This window comes from Rhizobium sp. CB3171 (genome assembly GCF_029714265.1).
GTDB lineage: Bacteria > Pseudomonadota > Alphaproteobacteria > Rhizobiales > Rhizobiaceae > Rhizobium.
In genome coordinates this window covers 103933-122620 of record NZ_CP121652.1, presented here as the reverse complement: position 1 = coordinate 122620, position 18688 = coordinate 103933, and the positions used below count along the sequence as shown (strand labels likewise).

Annotated in this window: 19 protein-coding genes; 10 read left to right on the top strand and 9 right to left on the bottom strand. The window is 60.8% G+C overall.

The window, feature by feature from the left end:
• Positions 1 to 166: 166 nt before the first annotated feature.
• Entirely contained in the window at positions 167 to 1192 is a 1026-nt protein-coding gene (locus tag QA648_RS00600) for a sugar ABC transporter substrate-binding protein (RefSeq protein WP_104821894.1), read from the bottom strand.
• Between the two features lie 254 nt (positions 1193 to 1446).
• On the opposite strand from QA648_RS00600, the gene QA648_RS00595 reads away from it, so the two are divergent.
• The 4 genes from QA648_RS00595 (at position 1447) to QA648_RS00580 (ending at position 3884) form a co-directional block, all read left to right on the top strand.
• Complete coding sequence (locus QA648_RS00595; RefSeq protein ID WP_104821893.1) at positions 1447 to 2694, top strand: ROK family transcriptional regulator; 1248 nt, start codon at positions 1447 to 1449, stop codon at positions 2692 to 2694.
• A complete protein-coding gene (locus tag QA648_RS00590; protein WP_283048952.1) occupies positions 2678 to 3109 on the top strand; it encodes an RbsD/FucU family protein in 432 nt (143 codons plus the stop codon). Before QA648_RS00595 ends, QA648_RS00590 begins: the two co-directional genes overlap by 17 nt.
• Positions 3110 to 3264: 155 nt before the next feature.
• The gene (locus tag QA648_RS00585) at positions 3265 to 3492 is read left to right on the top strand and encodes a type II toxin-antitoxin system HigB family toxin (protein ID WP_283048950.1); all 228 of its coding nucleotides are present in this window, start codon (positions 3265 to 3267) and stop codon (positions 3490 to 3492) included.
• 14 nt (positions 3493 to 3506) lie between these two features.
• Positions 3507 to 3884, top strand: coding sequence for a transcriptional regulator (locus tag QA648_RS00580; protein WP_245463920.1), 378 nt, complete (start codon positions 3507 to 3509; stop codon positions 3882 to 3884).
• Positions 3885 to 3930: 46 nt separating this feature from the next.
• Here the strand turns inward: QA648_RS00580 and QA648_RS00575 are convergent, their stop codons facing one another.
• The 6 genes from QA648_RS00575 to QA648_RS00550 form a co-directional block, all read right to left on the bottom strand.
• A complete protein-coding gene (locus QA648_RS00575) occupies positions 3931 to 4974 on the bottom strand; it encodes a 4-hydroxyproline epimerase (protein ID WP_283048948.1) in 1044 nt (347 codons plus the stop codon).
• A 14-nt stretch (positions 4975 to 4988) separates the two neighbouring features.
• The gene (locus QA648_RS00570) at positions 4989 to 5699 is read right to left on the bottom strand and encodes an SDR family oxidoreductase (protein WP_104821888.1); all 711 of its coding nucleotides are present in this window, start codon (positions 5697 to 5699) and stop codon (positions 4989 to 4991) included.
• Between the two features lie 10 nt (positions 5700 to 5709).
• Complete coding sequence (locus QA648_RS00565) at positions 5710 to 6957, bottom strand: FAD-dependent oxidoreductase (protein WP_283048945.1); 1248 nt, start codon at positions 6955 to 6957, stop codon at positions 5710 to 5712.
• Positions 6958 to 7097: 140 nt separating this feature from the next.
• Complete coding sequence (locus tag QA648_RS00560) at positions 7098 to 8402, bottom strand: alpha/beta hydrolase (protein ID WP_104824969.1); 1305 nt, start codon at positions 8400 to 8402, stop codon at positions 7098 to 7100.
• Positions 8403 to 9084: 682 nt separating this feature from the next.
• Positions 9085 to 9966 carry an aldo/keto reductase gene (locus QA648_RS00555; RefSeq protein WP_283048943.1) on the bottom strand — a complete coding sequence of 294 codons (882 nt, stop codon included), beginning with the start codon at positions 9964 to 9966 and terminating at the stop codon, positions 9085 to 9087.
• A 28-nt stretch (positions 9967 to 9994) separates the two neighbouring features.
• Positions 9995 to 10843 carry an oxidoreductase gene (locus QA648_RS00550; protein WP_283048941.1) on the bottom strand — a complete coding sequence of 283 codons (849 nt, stop codon included), beginning with the start codon at positions 10841 to 10843 and terminating at the stop codon, positions 9995 to 9997.
• A gap of 134 nt (positions 10844 to 10977) precedes the next feature.
• Between QA648_RS00550 and QA648_RS00545 the strand changes: the two genes are divergently transcribed.
• Entirely contained in the window at positions 10978 to 11907 is a 930-nt protein-coding gene (locus QA648_RS00545) for a LysR family transcriptional regulator (RefSeq protein ID WP_283048939.1), read from the top strand.
• A 2-nt stretch (positions 11908 to 11909) separates the two neighbouring features.
• Here QA648_RS00545 and QA648_RS00540 read toward each other — a convergent pair whose 3' ends face one another.
• The gene (locus QA648_RS00540) at positions 11910 to 12563 is read right to left on the bottom strand and encodes a TetR family transcriptional regulator (RefSeq protein ID WP_283048937.1); all 654 of its coding nucleotides are present in this window, start codon (positions 12561 to 12563) and stop codon (positions 11910 to 11912) included.
• 11 nt (positions 12564 to 12574) lie between these two features.
• Entirely contained in the window at positions 12575 to 13267 is a 693-nt protein-coding gene (locus QA648_RS00535) for a methyltransferase domain-containing protein (RefSeq protein ID WP_283048936.1), read from the bottom strand.
• Positions 13268 to 13561: 294 nt separating this feature from the next.
• On the opposite strand from QA648_RS00535, the gene QA648_RS00530 reads away from it, so the two are divergent.
• From QA648_RS00530 to QA648_RS00510, 5 genes are all read left to right on the top strand, one after another.
• Positions 13562 to 14011 carry a MarR family transcriptional regulator gene (locus QA648_RS00530; protein ID WP_283048934.1) on the top strand — a complete coding sequence of 150 codons (450 nt, stop codon included), beginning with the start codon at positions 13562 to 13564 and terminating at the stop codon, positions 14009 to 14011.
• Positions 14008 to 15558 carry an MDR family MFS transporter gene (locus QA648_RS00525; RefSeq protein WP_283048932.1) on the top strand — a complete coding sequence of 517 codons (1551 nt, stop codon included), beginning with the start codon at positions 14008 to 14010 and terminating at the stop codon, positions 15556 to 15558. The genes QA648_RS00530 and QA648_RS00525 overlap by 4 nt, the downstream gene beginning before the upstream one ends.
• Positions 15559 to 15705: 147 nt before the next feature.
• Positions 15706 to 16383 (top strand): hypothetical protein, encoded by a 678-nt coding sequence (locus QA648_RS00520; protein WP_283048930.1) that lies wholly within the window; start codon positions 15706 to 15708, stop codon positions 16381 to 16383.
• Positions 16384 to 16706: 323 nt separating this feature from the next.
• The gene (locus QA648_RS00515) at positions 16707 to 17663 is read left to right on the top strand and encodes a transcription factor (RefSeq protein WP_104821878.1); all 957 of its coding nucleotides are present in this window, start codon (positions 16707 to 16709) and stop codon (positions 17661 to 17663) included.
• Between the two features lie 193 nt (positions 17664 to 17856).
• On the top strand, positions 17857 to 18669 hold the full coding sequence (locus tag QA648_RS00510) for a class I SAM-dependent methyltransferase (RefSeq protein WP_283048928.1): 813 nt from the start codon (positions 17857 to 17859) through the stop codon (positions 18667 to 18669).
• The last annotated feature ends 19 nt before the right edge of the window (positions 18670 to 18688 follow it).

Below are 18688 nucleotides of genomic sequence, written 5' to 3'. Positions count from 1 at the left end.
TCCGCAACCGCGCCGAACTACGCGGAAACCGCCGGGTGTTGAAACCGGCCGAAGCTCAAGCCCGGCCGGCGTTGGTATGACGAAGGCATAGCCCCAATCCGAAGAGCCGCATCAGTGGATGTGAATACGGCCTTCGGACAGGATCATGCCAAACCCAGGACGGGGTTTAGCCCCAGCACTTCGCGGTGCCTTCCTTGGTGTCGATGGATTTCAGGCCGGTAACCGGCTTGTCCGTCACCAGCGAAACGCCGGTGTCGAAGAAGGACTTGCCTGGGGTCGGCTTCGGCTTCTCGCCGGTGTCGGCGAACTTCTTGATCGCTTCGACGCCGAGGGCGGCCATCATCAGCGGATACTGCTGCGAAGTCGCACCGATCACGCCATCCTTGACCGACTTGACGCCCGGGCAACCGCCGTCAACCGAGACGATCAGGACCTGCTTTTCCAGGCCAACGGCCTTCAGCGCCTGATAGGCACCGATAGCGGCCGGCTCGTTGATCGTGTGGATGACGTTGATGCTGGAGTCCTTCTGCAGAAGGTTTTCCATGGCCTTGCGGCCGCCTTCTTCGTTGCCGTTGGTGACGTCATGACCGACGATACGCGGATCATTCTCGTCGCCGATCTTGTTCGGGTCCTTCGGGTCGATGCCGAAGCCAATCATGAAGCCCTGGTCGCGCAGGACGTCGACGGTCGGCTGCGACGGCGTCAGGTCGAGGAAGCCGATCTTGGCGTCCTTGGCCTTAGCGCCGAGGGTCTTGTTGGCCCACTCGCCAATCAGCTTGCCGGCGAGAAGATTGTCGGTGGCGAAAGTCGCGTCGGCAGCGTCAGCCGGATCCAGCGGCGTGTCGAGCGCGATGACCAGGAGGCCCGCGTCACGCGCCTTCTTGACCGTCGGGACGATGCCCTTGGTATCGGAAGCGGCAATCAGAATGCCCTTGGCGCCTTCGGCGATGCAGCTTTCGACCGCAGCGACCTGGCTTTCGCTGTCACCATCGATCTTGCCGGCATAGGACTTCAGCGTCACGCCGAGTTCCTTGGCCTTGGCGGTAGCACCTTCCTTCATCTTAACGAAGAAGGGGTTCGTGTCCGTCTTGGTGATAAGGCAGGCGGAAACGTTGGCAGCGTTGGCCGGCGCGGCAAAGACGACACCGATCGCCAGAGCGGCGAATGCTGCGGAAACAACTGATTTCTTCATTCAATCCTCCCAAAATTTGAATAGACCGGAACTTTTCCGGTTGCCCCGGCTCGCTCGGAGTCCGGATCGAGACGCACCATGCCTGCTTAGATTTCTTCCAGATTGGCCGCCTCCAAGGCCATGGCACGTCCTCCAACGCCCACATCTGAACCTAAAGATTTCGTCCTGTCAATAAATAAATCGGATTGAATTATTAATTGGATGTGGCATGTTGCTGAAAAATGCGGCATGGCCATGATGGAAGGAGCGGGCCAATGTCTCCCCTACAAGACCCGGCGGATACACCGACATCACCCTCGATTCTCGACCCCAGCGGGGGCGCGAACCAGGTGCGCGTGCGCGCGCATAACGAACGGCTGGTGTTGTCGCTGGTGCGCCGTCACGGCGCGCTGTCGAAGGCGGAGATTGCGCGGCGCAGCGGGCTGTCGGCGCAGACGGTCTCCGTCATTATGCGGGCACTGGAGAAAGACGGGCTGCTGTCGCGCGGTGATCCCGTGCGCGGGCGCGTGGGGCAACCTTCCATTCCGATGCGGCTCAATCCGGATGCAGTGCTCTCCTTCGGCGTCAAGATCGGCAGGCGCAGCGCCGATCTCGTGCTGATGGATTTCGTCGGCCACATACGAATGCAGCTTCACCAGATCTACCCTTACCCACTGCCGCAGGACATTATGTCCTTCGTCACGTCAGGCATTGCGGAACTTGAAGCGCGCCTCAGCAGCGAGGAGCGTCGCCGGCTTGCCGGAGTCGGCATCGCTGCCCCCTTCGAACTCTGGAACTGGGCGGAAGAAGTAGGTGCACCCGATGGAGCGATGGAGGCCTGGCGCGGGTTCGACCTGCAGGCGGAGGTCGCCGCCCGCGTGCCCTATCTCGTCTATCTGCAGAACGACGCCACCAGCGCCTGCGGCGCCGAACTCGTCTTCGGCGTCGGCCCGCGCTATCCGGATTTCGTCTATCTTTTCATCGGTTCCTTCCTCGGCGGCGGCATCGTTCTGAACTCCTCGATTTTCGTGGGGCGGACCGGAACGGCGGGTGCGCTCGGCCCCCTGCCTGTGCGAGGGCGCAATGGCGAAACTCGGCAGTTGCTCGACATCGCCTCGATCTTCGTGCTCGAAAACCTGCTAAGGGATCGCGGCTTCGATCCGAGGCCGCTCTGGTATTCGGCGGACAACTGGATCGACTTCGGCGAGCCGCTGGAGACCTGGATCCAGGACACCGCCAAGGCGCTGGCGCAGGCGATCGTCGCCGCCGCATCCATTATCGATTTCAGCGCTGCCATCATCGACGGCGGCTTTCCCGACTGGGTGCGCGAACGGGTCGTGCGCGCCACCATCAAAGCGGCCTCGGACCTCGACCTGCAAGGCGTCGTCATGCCGGAAATTATCGAAGGCGCAGTGGGGCCGCAGGCGCGTGCCATCGGCGGCGCCAGCCTGCCGATTTTCGCGCGCTATCTCATCGACCAAAACATACTTTTCAAGGAGATAGACCATGTTGAAGGGCATTGACCCGCTGTTGAGCCCCGACCTCCTGGCGACGCTGCGCGCTATGGGACACGGCGATGAAATCGCCCTCGTCGACGGCAATTATCCGGGTCTCGAACATGCCCGCCGCCTGATCCGCCTCGATGGCCACGGCGTCGTCCGGGTGCTCGATGCCGTGCTCAGCGTGCTGCCGATCGACGATTTCGTACCGCAGGCGATTTTCCGCGCGACGGTCAAGCAGGACCGCGATGCCCTCGATCCCGTGCATGTGGAAATGGTCGACGTTTGCGCGCGGCATGTTCCCGACATCAAGGTCGTGCCGCTGCTGCCGGCGGAATTCTACGAGCGGGTGAAGCAGGCGCATGCGCTTGTGCAGACCAGTGAGCCGCGGCTTTATGGGAACATCATTCTGCGCAAGGGTGTGATCTATCCCCGCTAAACTCGGCTATAGTCATGATTCCCAAAATGGAAACTACTCTTGTTTCCATTTTGGGAACACTCTATAGATGAACAATGCGAGTCATTGCCAAATCCGCACTGATCAAATTTTGCGCGCGGCTTCCGAAAGGGCAGCAAGCGACCGCAGAGGCGGCAATGGCAGATTGGCATACGACGACATCGGACGCCGACTGGAACAACTTCTCCGAGTTGAAGGCGACATTCAATTCCGCCGACTATGTGACGAATGGCAAAATCGTCTTCGATGTGGGCGGCAATAAGTATCGGATCGTTGGTCTTGTCGGATTTCGCACAAAGCGCGTGTTTATCCTGTTCGTTGGAACACATGCTGAATATGACGCCATGGACGTGGCAAAATTGTAAGGGAGGCCGCTATGATGGATCTCGGTGCCCTTCGCACCTTGCAGACTGAAGAGGAATATGAAGCCGCGCTGAAGGCGGTACGGCCATATTTCGAAAATGAACCTGAAGCCGATACTCCTGAAGCCGCACATTTCGATGCGCTCGTGCTGTTTATCGAAGAATACGAGGCAAAGCATTATCCAATCCCACGCGCCTCGCCGGTCGATGTGATCAAATCCGTAATGATGACAAACAACTACACCCGCGCGGATCTCGTCGAAATCATTGGCTCAAAGGCCAGGGTTGCCGACCTCCTGAACGGCCGTCGGGAAATCAACCTCGATCAGATCAAGAAGATTAGCCGTGCCTGGCATATTCCAGTGGGCGCGCTTGTGGGCGATCTGGTCGCGTGAGGTGATCCAAAGCGGATCGCTTCGGATCACCGGATATCCAGATATATTATCCCTTGATATCCCCCGCCGACGGCCCCCAGACGTCCGTCATGGCAAAACCGTTCGCCATTGGATCGAAGGGATCGAGCGCCACCTGGCTGAGACCGAAGGTGAAGCCGCGGCCGGTGATGGTGGGGATGATGGCAGGTTTGCCGGCAACTTCCGTGACCGCTTGCAAGCCGACCTCGAATTCCGAGCCGATGATCGAGCGGGATTTGAAGATATCGCCGACCTTGGCCTTGCCGCGGGCATGCAGCGTGGCGAGGTTGGCGGAACTGCCGGTGCCGCAGGGCGAACGGTCGGCGCGGCCGGGCCACATGGTCGTGCAGGTGCGGACCGCGCCATCGGCATCGACATCCCGGAACATGACATAGGCGACGCCGGAGATCGCTGGAATTTCCGGATGCACCACTGGGATTGCGCGATTGATCAGGTCCTTCAGGATCATGCCGGCCTGCACGAGCGATGCGGCGTTGGCCTTCTCGATCGTCAGATTGACCTGACCGACGTCGACCAGCGCGTAAAAAATGCCGCCATAGCAGAGGTCGAGCTTGATCCTGCCCCAATGCGGCGTGTCGATCTGCACGTCCAGCTCATGCACAAAGGACGGAACCATGGTAAGCCGCACCTTCTCGCAGCGGCCTTCACGGCAGGTGGCGGTCGCCCGCACCAGGCCAGCGGCGGTGTCGAGCGTGACCACCGTTTCCGGCACTTTCATCTCGACGATGCCGGATTCGAGCAACGCCGTCGTCACGCAGATGGAGTTGGAGCCGGAGCTCGCATGCGCCTGATCCGGCTGCAGGATGATGAAGCCGGCATCAGCATCGGGATGCTTGGCTGGCAGCAACAGGTTGACGGAGCCGATCGGTGCGCCGCGGGGCTCAAGCACCAGGAAGCGGCGCAATTCCTCGCCCTTCGGATCGGTGTTCAACCATTGTAGCTGCTCGGCGATCGTATTGCCGGGGATCTTCGGCACGCCGCCGATCGCGACCTTGCCGATTTCACCTTCGCAATGAACGTCGAGCAACTGGATCGTGCGCTTCCATCTCATGTCGGTAACTCCAATCAGACGTGACGGGTGATGCCGCCATCGACGCGGATATTCTGACCGGTGATATAGCCGGCGCCGTCGGAAAGCAGGAAGGCCGCGGTCTTGGCGATCTCGCTCATCAGGCCAATACGCTTCATCGGCACCTTGTCGGCGGTTTCCGGCTTGTGATTCAGGCTGTCGATGTAGCCGGGCAGAATGCAGTTCATGCGGATATTATCGGCCGCATACCGATCCGAATAAAGCTTGGTGAAGGCGCCGGCCGCGGCGCGGTAGGTGCAGGAGACCGGGAAAATCAAAGAGGGTTCGTAGGCCGCGAACGTGGTAATGTTGACGAAAGCGCCCTTGCCCTGCTTCAGCATGACCGGCGTGACCAGCCTCGCCATACGCACCAGCGACAGGATCATCATGTCGGAACCAAGCGTCCAGCTCTCGTCCGAGATATCGAGCAGATCGCCCTTCGGCGGGTGGCCGGTATGGTTGACCACGGCGTCGATGCGGCCGTAGCTCTTCATCGTCAGGTCGAAGATCGCCTGGATATCCTCGGCTTTTTCGGCGACGCCGCGCGAAGCGACACCGCCGAGCTCAGAGGCGAGCTTCTCGCAGCTTTCCGAGGGCGACATCAACGCCAGACGATAGCCGCTCGCCGAGAGTTCGCGAGCGATCGCCTCTCCCATGCCGCGGCCGCCGCCGGTGATCAGCGCAACGGGCTTTTCGGTTTCGGACATCTGTTTCCTCCTAATAGCGATTGATACGGAACGGGGTCATGTCGACCTCGGGTGTCACGCCTGTCATCATATCGGCCATCAACCTTGCTGTCGTTGCCGAAAAGGTCAGTCCCAGATGGCCGTGGCCGGTGGCATACCAGACGCCGGGAATGCGCGAGGACGGCGAGATGATCGGGATCGTGTCGGGCAGCGCCGGGCGATGGCCCATCCAGTCCTTGGCATCCTCCACCTGCAGCCCCGGCAGCGCCCGCTGGGCGTGACGGACGAGGATGCGCGGGCGGCGAAAATCCGGGGGCGCGTCAAGGCCCGCCAATTCGACATTGCCGCCGACGCGAATGCCGCCGGCCGTTGGGGTCACCATGAAGGCGCGATGCGGCCAGATGATCGAATAGCGCATGGCAATGCCAGGCTTCATAATCTGCGTGTGATAGCCGCGTTCTGTCTCGAGCGGGATCGGCTCGCCAAGCACCGACGCGATAAAGCGCGTATGGACGCCAGCGGCGAGCACAACATCATTGGCCTCCAGCCGACGCCCGCCTTCGAGAAGCACCGAGACCGCGCCATTTGCCTGGCGCTCGGCGGTCTGGACCGCGCCGGAGGTGAAGGTGACACCGAGCGCCTTTGCGGCATCCACCAGCTTGAGGACGAGCTGATAGGGATCGCGGATCGACTTGTTATCCGGCAGCAGCACCGCCTTGGCGATCTTCGGCGACAGAGCCGGTTCATAGCCGCGGATTTCCGTGCCGGAGAGAACCTTGTGCTCGAAACCATAACGCCGCATCAGCTCGATATGGCCGCGGTCGCCGGCAAACTCCGATTCGGTCTCGTAGATGGCCAGGCAGCCTTCTTCCGTCATCAGGTCCAGGGCACCGATGGCATCGAGCATCGTCCTGAAATCGCCGAGAGCGTGGCGAGACAGGCTCATGCCGGCATCTTCGATCTCCCTCAACCGAGAGGGCCGACCGGCGGCGACGAAGCGCAGGAACCAGGGTAGCATCTTCAGCGCATAGGACGGCCTCAGCCAAACCGGACCTTCCGGGTCCAGCAGCCAGCCCGGAATTTTCGCCCAAGTGGACGGGCCGGAACTGGCAGCGAAATCGAGGGCGATGCTCGCCATATTGCCGAAGGAGGCGCCCTCACCTGGCTCGCCCTTGTCCACGAGCGTCACCTGCCGGCCGCGCCGCTGCAATTCGAAGGCGATCGCCGCGCCAATAATGCCGGCGCCGACAACGACGACCGCCCGCCTGTTTTCGTCCATTCCTCAAATCCACCCGCAGAGCGTCAGCTCGATTTGACGCGATTCCGTGATATATCAGATCAGGAGGTGTGGCTATGAGGTTTTTGCTGGAGAACGACCGGCCACGCGCAAATCCATGGCCGGTGGATACGCGAGAATAACTATTGGCCGATCACCGTGCCGACGCTGCTGCCGGTCGTCTCAACGCTGTCGCCGACAGAGCCGACGGTATTGCCGGCGGATGCGCCAAGGCGGCGGATCTGCTCGCCGTAATTCTGGCGGGTGCGTGGATCGAAGATGGCGATCGGCGCACTGACGGCGACGCTGGCCGCGCTACCGACCGTCTGCGCCGCACCGATGGCAACCGCGCCGACCGCTTCGCCGATGCCGACATCGGAATCGGTGATGGTCTGTCCCTCGATCAGCCGGTCGCCGATCAGCTTGACCACTTCCGGGCTCTCGGCGAATTTGCCGTGGTTCAGACTGTCGCCGGTCTTGAGCTTGGTGAGATCGAGCACGGTGATGCCCTCTTTTTCCAGAGCGCTGCGATAGGGCTCGGCGCTCGGGTCGATCTGGCCAAGGCGGTCGACATTGCCGGAGATGCGGCGCGACAGCGAGAGCGCCCGGTCATCGCGCGAGACGAATAGGGTGAAATGCGGCCTGTCCTTGCCGAGCGCCCTAAATTGCTGGCCGAAGACATCGACGTCGAGGTCGGGAGACGCGAGGATGACATTCTTGATCTTCGGCGCGACACGGCCGTCGCGGATCGCCATCTGCCTCAAGGCCTCGACAGCGAGCCAGGTACCCATGGAGTGGGCCATGACGGTGATATCGCCGACAGAGGGATTGGAGGAGGCGCGACGCAGCAGTTCTTCCAGCGCGTCGCGGGAATAATTGGCGCTTTCCTTGTCGTAGGCATAGTCGAAAATGCTGGCCCGCGACGGCCAGGTGAAAACGACCGGCGCGACATCGGCATGAGAGTCATGGACGATCTGAGCGAAGCGATAGACCGAATCCTCATAGCGGTTGTTGAATCCGTGCACGAAAATCAGCACGCGCTTGTTCTTCGGCAGATGCGTGCGCAGCCAGGCCTGATTGTCGGCCACACTCATCAGCGGCTGGACGGAGGTGGTGACGAAATTCTTTAGGGGATTGCCGGGCAGACGGCTCGGCCATTGTACCTGACCGACCTTGCGATTGGCCTCTGGCGGGATAGAGACGCTGACCGCATCCACCTTCAAGCCAGGGCCGCGCTCTCCTGAAAACAAGATCGCCGGATCCTCATCCGGCAGGCGCGTGGTGGCGACTAGCAGATCGACCTTTGAGGTGCCCGGAATATTGTCGGCGACCGGCTGCATGACGCCGATCGGACGGCCGCCGCAGGCGGTCAGAGACAGCGCCGCAATGACGGCGATCGCCCGGAAGAGGGCCTTCCCCCATTGGCCAGCATCTTCCATGCGCTGCATCGCGCCAACCCTCTTCATCGCAGCTCCAATATCGCCGTTAACATACCTATGGAAGGTAACGGTGCAAGCGGCGTTCGCTGTCTTTGCAACGTGACGAGGCGCTAATTCACAACAGCGAGGCAAAGGCGCAACGGTGGGTTGGAAAGATTGCGGCCGTCAAGACGTCGGCGGGAACCCGAGAAACCCGGAAAATAAAAAGAGCCCGATGCGGGAGGAGGATGCATCGGGCTCTTGATCCTGATTGGCAACTGGGAGGAGGAGGAGTGTTGCCAATCGATGAAGGAGCGCTGGGAGGAGGAGGTGCGCTGCCTTCGAGGTAGTAGATATAACCGTCTGGCAGGCATTAACAGACCGGCTTTCGCAATGCAGCAATGCGCCGAACGCAAAGCTTTTATCCAGAAGGCCCGGAAATGCCGCATATCATGTGCAATTTCGCATTTCTCCGCCTATTTTGCAGTCGTAAAATGGGAACGCATGACATTCACATCGTCGTGATTCGTCACCTTACGGCACGCGCTGCCGAATTTGGTGGCATCGTCGCCGCTGAAATAGCGCGGGCGATCGCTCTCATCCGTCACTGATTCGCGGCGATGGAGCGGCGAGTTTCTACGTCGGGTCGATATGATCAAAAAAGAGCGGCCGCTTCGTCAGCGGCCGCTCTTTCATTCAGTCCAGGCAGCCATCAAGCAGCGGCAAATGCCTTCTTGCCTTCGGCATCCAGCGCCGAAAACTCTTCATCCGACAGCGTGATATTTACCGCCGCCGTGTTCTCTTCTAGATGTTTGACCTTGCCGGTGCCGGGGATAGGCAGCATGACCGGGCTGCGCTTCAGGACCCAGGCGAGCGCGATCTGGCTCGGAGCAGCGCCATGCTTCTTTGCGATGATGTCGAGCAGCGAGCCTTCCTTGGCGAGGTCGCCAGCGGCAAGCGGGAACCAGGGGATGAAGCCGATATTGTGCCTTGTGCAATAATCGAGCACGTCTTCGCTGGTGCGGTCGACGAGATTGTAGCGGTTCTGGACCGTCGCCACCTTGAAACGCTTCGAAGCGGCTTCGATGTCGGCGACCGACACTTCGCTGAGGCCCGCATGACGGATGATCTTGGCATCGAGCAGCGACTTCACGGCGTCGAACTGTTCGGCGGCAGGCACCTTGGGGTCGATGCGGTGAAGCTGCCAGAGATCGATCTGTTCGACACCGAGATTGCGTAGGCTCTTATGCGCCTGCTGAATCAGATATTCCGGGCGGCCCAGAGGAATCCACACGTCGGGGCCGGTGCGGGTCAGACCTCCCTTGGTGGCGATGACTACCTTGTCGCCATAGGGGTGGAGCGCTTCCTTGATCAGACGTTCGGAGACGTCAGGGCCATAGGAATCAGCCGTATCGATGAAGTCTATGCCGAGTTCCGGTAGGCGCTTCAGGGTGCGTATGGATTCATCGTGGTCCGCCGGCTCGCCCCATATGCCGGAACCGGTGATGCGCATAGCGCCGAAACCGAGGCGATTGACGGTGAGGTCGCCGCCGATCTTGAATTGACCGGACTTGGCTGCGTTTAAATCTGTCATGATTTTCGTCCCTATAGTCTGGTTGACGTTATTCGAAATCCGTGGAAGCCGAGACCTGTTCCCAGGCGTCGAACTCGGTCTTGAGCAGGCCGAGCTTTTCGCGAACGAGACTGATGGCGTCGCGACCTAACAGAAGATGGGTCGGTGGGTTTTCCGATGCAATGAGCTGCAGCATAACTTGTGCCGCCTTCTTCGGGTCACCGGGCTGCTTGCCGCTGCGTTCGAGGCGGCGCTGGCGCAGCGGTTCGAAGATTTCGTCGTAATCGGGGATCGAGCGCTCGGCACGCACCATCGAGCGGCCGGCCCAATCGGTGCGGAAGCCGCCCGGCTCGATGGCAGTTACATGGATGCCGAAACTCTTGACCTCTTTGCCGAGGCTTTCGGAAATTCCTTCCAAAGCGAATTTGCTGCCATGATAGAAGGAAATGCCGGGTAGCGTGATGAGGCCGCCCATCGAGGTGATGTTAAGGATATGGCCGGCCCGGCGCTTGCGCATATAGGGCAGCACCGCCTGGATGACGGCGGCAGGACCGAAGACGTTGACCTCGAACTGACGGCGCAGCTCGTCGATGGTCGATTCCTCGACCAGACCCTCATGCCCATAGCCGGCATTGTTGACGAGAACGTCGATTGCGCCGATCTCCTTCTCGACCTCAGCGATGACGGGCGCAATGGCGGCGGTGTCGGTGACGTCGAGCAGTTTGCCGAAGGCGAAGCCCGGCTTCAGCGCTTCGAATGCGGCGCGGTCGGCTTCCTTGCGCAGCGTGCCGACGACCTTGTGGTCGGCAGCAAGGGCGGCTTCGGCGAGCGCCCGGCCGAAGCCGGAGGAAACGCCGGTGATGAAAATTATCTTGGTATCGGACTTTATGTCGGACATGGCGATATCTCCCTGCTGAGTGCGATCAAGATAGGCCGAGACGACATTTTCGATAATCTCATCAATCGAAGATGACCCTTTTAGAAAAACTGATTAATCTCAGACAAAAATGGAGAGTCGTTCGGAGAGCGCAGATGCGTCAGGACGTGTTGGACGGGCTGGTGACCTTCGTCATCGTCGCGGAGGAAAGGAGCTTTTCGGCAGCCGCCGTGCGGCTCGGCGTGTCGCCCTCGGCGGTCAGCCAGTCGATCAGCAAACTGGAAGGCCGAATGCGGCTTGCACTTTTCAATCGCACCACCCGCAGCGTTAGCCTGACCGAGGCAGGCCAGCGCTATCTCGAACGCGTCGTCCCCGCCGTGCACGATCTGACGGCGGCCGCCCAGGAGCTTGGCGAGTCGGTCGACAGGCCCGCCGGACTGCTGCGCATCAATATGGCGCGCGCCGGCTATATGATCGCGCTTCAACCGATCCTGAGGGATTTCCTCGATGCCTATCCGGAAATCGAGCTGGAGGTGCGCATCGAGGGCTCCTTGGTCGATATCGTCGGCCAGGGCTTCGACGCCGGCATCCGCTTCGGCGATCTGGTTCAGCGCGACATGGTAGCCGTGAAGATCGGGCCGGCGATATCAGCCCATATCATTGCGGCGCCCAGCTATCTCGGCCGATACGGAATTCCGAAACATCCGCACGATCTGCTCAACCACAATTGCATCGGCTTTCGCCATTCCTCCAGCGGGCAGGTCGAGCGCTGGGAATTCGAGAAGAATGGCGAGAAGATCGAACTTGCGGTCAACGGCCGGCTGATCCTCAACGATTCCGCCGCGCTGACGCAGGCAGCATTGGACGGTATCGGCATCGCCTATATGATCAACGGCTATATCGACCGCTTTCTGGACGACGGACGGCTGGTGCGCATCTTGTCCGATTGGAGCCCGGCACTGGCCGGCCTGACGCTGTATTATGCCGACCGCCGCCGCGTACCGGCAAAGCTTCGGGCGCTGATCGATTTCCTGCGCCAACGGCGGCAAGTCGAACCACCGCAGACGGCGGGCGCTCTGACCTGAAATCAGCGATCGGGATTGCGTTGCCGCAACAGCGTGCCGAACTCGGCAAGCGCGGTCCAGAGCTCTTCGAACACGCGATGGGCGTAATCATGCAGTGACAGCTCCTGCGGCCGCTCATTCCAGCGCTCACCGCCGACGCGCAGCGTGCTGACGACGATCGCCGACAGCAGGCGCAGACGGAACTGCTCCTCCTCATCGCCGCCGAAGCGGGCACAAAGCGCATCCGTCAGCTTTTGTTCAAGCTTGGCATATTTCAACTGGTCGCGGGCACAAAGCGCCGGCGTCTCGCGGATCAAGGCGGCTATGGCGAAGTTCTGCTGATCCGACGAGGCGGCAAGCACTGCCGAGGTTAAAGCGCCTTCAATGACCTCGACGATCGACGCGTTCTTAGGCTGTGCGGCGATGGCATCGGCCAGTTCATCCGAGAAGCTGTCTTGCCAGGCGAAGACCACCTCTTCCTTGCTCGGGAAATAATCGAAGAAGCTGCGCTTGGAGACATCGGCCGCCTCTGTGATGTCCTCGATCGTCGTGCCGTCGAAGCCGCGCTGGAGGAACAGCGACAACGCCGCCGCTTCGATGCGCTCGCGCGTCTGGCGGCGCTTGCGTTCGCGCCGGCCTTCCTTCACTTCGCCGTCGATCCCGTTCGCGTCCGCCATGAACTACCCCGCTATGCACCCGCTTCCGGCCGTCCCAGATCGGCCGCGCCGGTTTCGGCAGCATAGGCTGCGACTCCGGCATTACCGCTCTGACATTTGGAGCGGTCGATCGAGATCTCCAACGGTTTTCTACGTGAAATCCGGTAGACGCCCGCTGGCGGAATGTTACGCACCGTGCTGCCGATGCGCACCGCTTTCAGGCCGAGACGATCGAGGATCGACCGCGACACCGGGCAACGCGGGCCGTAGGTGAATTGATAGAAAGCGCCGCCGGACCTCATAGTGGCAAAGGCGCCGCCGACGATTGCGGCGATCTTGTCGGGGGACATGGAGAGTAGCGGCAGGCCGCTGATGACGGCGCCGAAGGGCGCGTCGGCAAACAGGCCGCATTGGTCAAGCTGCGCCGCATCCATTTGCACCACGCGCGTCTCGGGAAAGCGGCCGCGCAATCGAGCGGCAAATTCTTCGCCAAACTCAATCAGCGTCAAGTCACTCTCGGAAAGGCCGCGGGCCAGCAGCGCGCGCGTAAAGACGCCGGTGCCGGGGCCAAGCTCGAGGATCGGGCCGTCAAGCGGCTCGATCTCCTGCGTCATCAGCCGGGCTAACCGTTCGCCGGACGGCGCAATCGCTGCGACACGCATGGGATCGCTTACCCAGGACCGGAAGAACTGCACGAAATCAGCGCATGTCGTCTTTGTCGTCATCCCAGGAATCCAATCTAAAGCAAAGAAATCGAATATGCCGCGATTCAGGTCCGAGCAGAGTGGCAATTCGAAGGCACAGCCAGCAATTGCGCGGCCAATATTGCCGATACGCAAACCACAATTGCGATCCCAGGGCAATGCATTTTTTTAATTATTGTATTTTTGCGTTTAGTGCAAATTTATCTGGCGGCGCCTTTAAGAAGTGAAAAAGCTCGAAAGGACTCGACCGCTTGCGCAAGTAGGAAGCGCGGGTTATGTAGATAGGTAGGAAGCCTATCTATCTTTTGGATCGTCATGCGCGACAGCGGACATCTTCCGGAACTTGAAGAGGCAATGGCGCTTGCCGAAGCGCTGCGGCCTGCCCTTCATCGCCTTTATCGACAATTACGACGCGAAAACGACGAGCCCGGCATCTCGCCGCTGCAGGCGCTTCTTCTCGTCGCCATCCTCCAGCAGCCGGGCATTGGCGTCGCGGAGCTGGCGCGGCTGGAGAAGCTGCGCGGGCCGACGATATCGGGACATATCAAGGCAATGGAACGCGAAGGCCTCGTCACCCGCTCCGCGCCCGATCCGGAAGACCGGCGGCGCAGCGGTCTAATCGCCACGGACAAAGGGCGGGCGCTGATTCAAGGCATAAAGCAGCGGCGGACCGACTGGCTCGCCTTCGAACTTGCCAAATTATCACCTGAGGCGCGCGCTGCCATCCGTGCCGCCATCGGCCCGCTCGGAGACATCGGACAATGACCCAACACGTTCAACAGGCCGCTCCGCAGCCGGCAGCCACCGAAGGCGATGCGCCTGACCGCCGTGAAATCCGTGCCGTCATCCTTGGCCTGATGATCGTGCTTGGCCTCGGCGCCATCGATCAGAGCATCGTCGCCACCGCCCTGCCGCGCATCGTCAGCGATCTCGGTGGCGTCACGCATCTCTCCTGGGTGGTCAGCGCCTATGTGCTGGCCTCGACCAGCACCATGCCGCTCTACGGCAAGCTCAGCGACCAGTATGGCCGCAAGCCGATGATCTACGCGGCAATCCTCATCTTCCTTCTCGGCTCGGTGTTGAGCGGCATGGCGCAAACGCTGCTGCAGCTCATCATCTTCCGCGCCATTCAGGGCCTTGGCGCCGGCGGGCTGCTGCCCCTGGCGCAAATCATCATCGGCGACCTCGTGCCGCCTGCCAGGCGCGGCCGCAATCAAGGCTCGATCGCCGCCGTCTTCGCTGTCTGCAGCGTCATCGGCCCGATCCTTGGCGGCCTCATCACCGATCTGCTCTCCTGGCATTGGATCTTCTACGTCAACCTGCCGATCGGCGCAGTGGCGCTCGTCATGATCGGCCGCGCCTTGAAGCGGCGGCATCAAACCCGCAGCCGCCGTATCGACTATCTCGGCGCAGTACTGCTGACCGCCTGCACCACCAGCTTCCTGCTGGCGCTCGCGCTTGGCGGCAATGAATGGGCCTGGGATTCGCCGGAAATTCTCGGTCTTTCCGCCGCAGCCCTTGTCCTTGGAATTCTCTTTGTCTTCCACATCAGGCATGAGCCGGAGCCGGTGCTGCCACCCGATCTCTTCCGCAACCGACTGTTTGTCATCGCCTGCCTCGTACTGGCCCTGACCTTCATGGGCATGCTCGGCGCGACCCTGTTCTTCCCGTTGTTCTTCCAGTTGGTGATGGGCGTCACCCCCTCGCATTCCGGCTTCCTGACGGGACCGCTGATGATCGGCTTCGTCATCTCCTCCATGCTCAACGGCCGCGTGCTGCTGCAGCGTTCCGGTCGCTACAAGCCGGCCCAGCTTTGCGGCCTCGGCCTTGCGACGGCGGCCTTCGCCACGCTCTCTTGGGCCATTGCGACCAGCAAGGGATTCGCGATCATCGAGCCGCCGATCTTCGCGCTCGGCCTGGGGCTCGGGCTGGTGATGCCGACCATGACGGTGGCGGTGCAGAATGCGCTGCCCCTTGCCCATCGCGGCGTCGGCACGGCAACGCTGGCCTTCTTCCGTTCGCTCGGCGGCCTCATTGGTGTCACCGGCTCCGGTGCGATCCTCTCCTATCGCGTGCGGCAGGTGACGGGCTCGTCCGACGGTCTATCGTCGCTGACCGAAGGCGGCCTCAAGCAGCTCGCCACCGCATCGCCGGAAGCCCACACCGCGGCCATAGCGCTTTACCGCCACGCCATCGCCATGACCTTCGCCACCGGAACCGCCATCATGGCGTTGGCCTTGATGGCGCTGTTGTTCCTGCCGGAATTGCCGCTGAAGGCGCATCACGGCGATGGCGCCCAGCCGCCGCGCTGAAACCGACGCACAAGCCCCGGGTAAGTCCTTCGTCCTATAGTCGGCGGCATCTCTGATGCGCCGCCGGTCCGGCGTGCGTTCACCGACCGTCAAAGGCAGCTTCCGGCGCGATGGCCGCCGGGCCAGCCATATTGGGAAGGAACGACTATGGTCTCCGCATTGACCACGACCCGATTACTCTCATCGCAAATGGCGCTGCAATTGCTGCAGACACCAGACGCTTCGCAGGATTCGAGCGACGACCCCCTGCTGGACGATAGCAACAGCAGCAGTGATCTCTCCAGCCTGCCGTCGCAATCACAGGCATCGCTTACGAGCATGCTCAACGGCCTGTCGGCAAATCAAACCGACAGTTCCGCTGCATCGCAATCCGATCCGGACATGACCAGCAGCTCGTTCATGGATCTTTTGAAACAAAACCTGCAGGACGCCGTCAAAAGCGAAGGCAAGGGAGGCCAGGCTCAGGCCATGCTCGACGCCCTCGACAACGGCACGCTGACGGTTTCCGATCCGACGAAGGGCTCTTCGATCCAGGCGTGGGATGTCGATGCCGATAGCGAACAGGGCACGACCAGCAAGACTGCCGACACGATCCCCACCACCGATTGGAATGACTTCCTGAAGGCTCATCTTGAGCGCGGCTCCGACGCAACCTTCGTGAAGAACGCCGACGGCAGTTTCGTCGACAAGACCACCGGCAACGAGGCCTATTTCGGCCAGGTCGGATCGCAGTACTACTACATCACCTGGCCGTCGGCATCAGCCGCTTCGGACACGAGTGCGTCGAACTCGGAAGTATCCGCGTCCGAAGAGACGAGCGCCTAAGCGTCCTTGAGGCAGGGGCGGCGTGATCCAAGGCGCATGGGGTGACCATGCCGCCGGTCATCAGCGGCGGGGGCACCGAGGACCGGGTAAGGACAAGCCTACCTTAGCCACGCCACAGAACTATTCCCCTCCCCGATCATCCGCCTGATATTCTTTAGAAAAATCGAAATGATTGTGTCAGCGCATGGCCTACACCCGATTGGGAATGAGGTGATCCAATCGAAGGATATCCGTCGCCTATTGGACTAGATGACAAAAATGTGAAGGACAATCACAGTTTTGTGAGATTTCCGAGACCTCTGTCATCCCGAAGGATTCCGATCATGCCTACAGCCGTCGTGACGAAGCCCGCTTCCCTCGATACCCGCAATATCGAGGTGAAACCGAACGCTTTCAGAGATGATTTCAATAAAAGGTCATTTCAATTCAGCCACAACTTGGTCGGTCATCGGTTGTTCTCGCTTCCGCGCCTTGCTGAACTTGCGAAATCGTTGCTTGCGGACACGAGCACGAGAAGTGTGCGCTGGCAGGCGGGCGGAGCACCGGTGGACGCCGGCTGGGCCGTGCCGCTGCACGATAAAGTGGAGAGCGTCAACGAAGCGATCTCGAATCTGGCGGAATCAGGATCGTGGGTGCTACTCTACAGCGTTCAGCGCGATCCCGAATATCGGGCATTGCTTGATCAGCTTATGACAGAAATCCTCGCCGACACGGGTTGCTCGCGGGAGGAAGTCACCTGGGAAGACGCCTACATCTTCCTGGCCTCGCCTGAGGCTGTAACACCCTATCACATCGACCATGAAGCAACGTTTCTGTTCCAGATTCACGGCAACCGAACCGCCAACATATGGGACGCAAACGACCGTTCCGTCTTGCCCGACAACGAAATCGAAAAATACTACATCGGCGATCTCAACGCCGCCAAATATACCATCGAGAAACAAAGCAAGGCGACGGTCTATGCCTTGAACCAGGGCACCGGCGTCCACCACCCCTCGAAAGCGCCGCATGCTTTCAAGAACGGTGATATCTATTCGATCGCTCTCGGCATTCATTTCTGCGTGCGCGATTGCGACAGGCAAGCGGCCGTCTACCAGATGAACTATCTCCTACGGCGCTGCGGCCTGAAGCCGACATCGCCCGGCAAGTCCCAATGGCGCGACAAATTGAAGACCTCGATCATCGGAATGTTTTCCGACAAGAACCCTAAGACCAAGCACGACATGCTGCGCTCCGGCTTCAAGAAGCTGACCGCGCCGCTGCGCATCGTTCTGAAGTAAAGGTGGAGGGGCTGGAGAGCGCCGAAGAGTTTTCGGCGCTTCCCAGCCATTCATTTCCGATGGCGTATGACGAAGGGGAATTGAATGCGGGATGAGGGCGTCGCCGCCGACCTCATCCGTTCATGGTTAAGCGGGCACAATCGCAGTATGATGAAGCGCATCTTTATTCCTCAACGGCTTTGTGAGGTGCCCCATGAGCGAAGATACGGCCCGTTTCGTCGGCGATATTCCGCAGCACTACGACACCGGCCTCGGGCCGGTTATCTTTGCCGACTATGCGGCCGATACCGCGCGACGCACCGCCGCCTGCAATCCCCAGCGGGTTCTTGAGATCGCCGCAGGCACCGGGATCGTCACACGCTGCCTGCGCGATGCCTTGCCCGCCGGCTCGTCCCTGACCGCGACTGATTTCAATGCGCCGATGCTGGACATCGCCCGCACCAAATTCGGCGCTGCCGACCAGGTAGACTTCCAGACCGCCGACGCCACGCAGCTCCCCTTTGCAGACGACAGCTTTGACGCGGTCGTATGCCAATTCGGCCTGATGTTTTTTCCCGACAAGGACAAGGCCCACCGCGAAGCGCATCGTGTTCTTTCCTCCGGCGGCACCTATCTGCTCAGCGTCTGGGACCGGATGGACTATAATCCCTACTCCGTCATCGCCCACGGGGTCCTCGGACGCTTTTTCCCCGCCGATCCGCCACAGTTTTACACCGTGCCGTTTTCCTGCGCGCAAATCGACCCGATCAAGGAATCGCTCATCAACGCCGGTTTCTCCGACATCACGATTTCCGTCATAAGAGTGGAAAAGGAAATCGCCGATATCGCCGCCTTCGCCCGCGGCCTCGTCTATGGCAATCCCGCTGCCGAACAGATCCGCTCGCGCCAAGGCGCCGAACCCGAACAGGTCTTCGACGCGATCCTGCAGGAACTTCGCCGCAGCTTCGGCAATAGCGAGCGGCGCATGCCTATGCAGTCCATTATGTTTTCGGCGAGGAAATTGTGATTTGGGCTGCGTTGCGGCT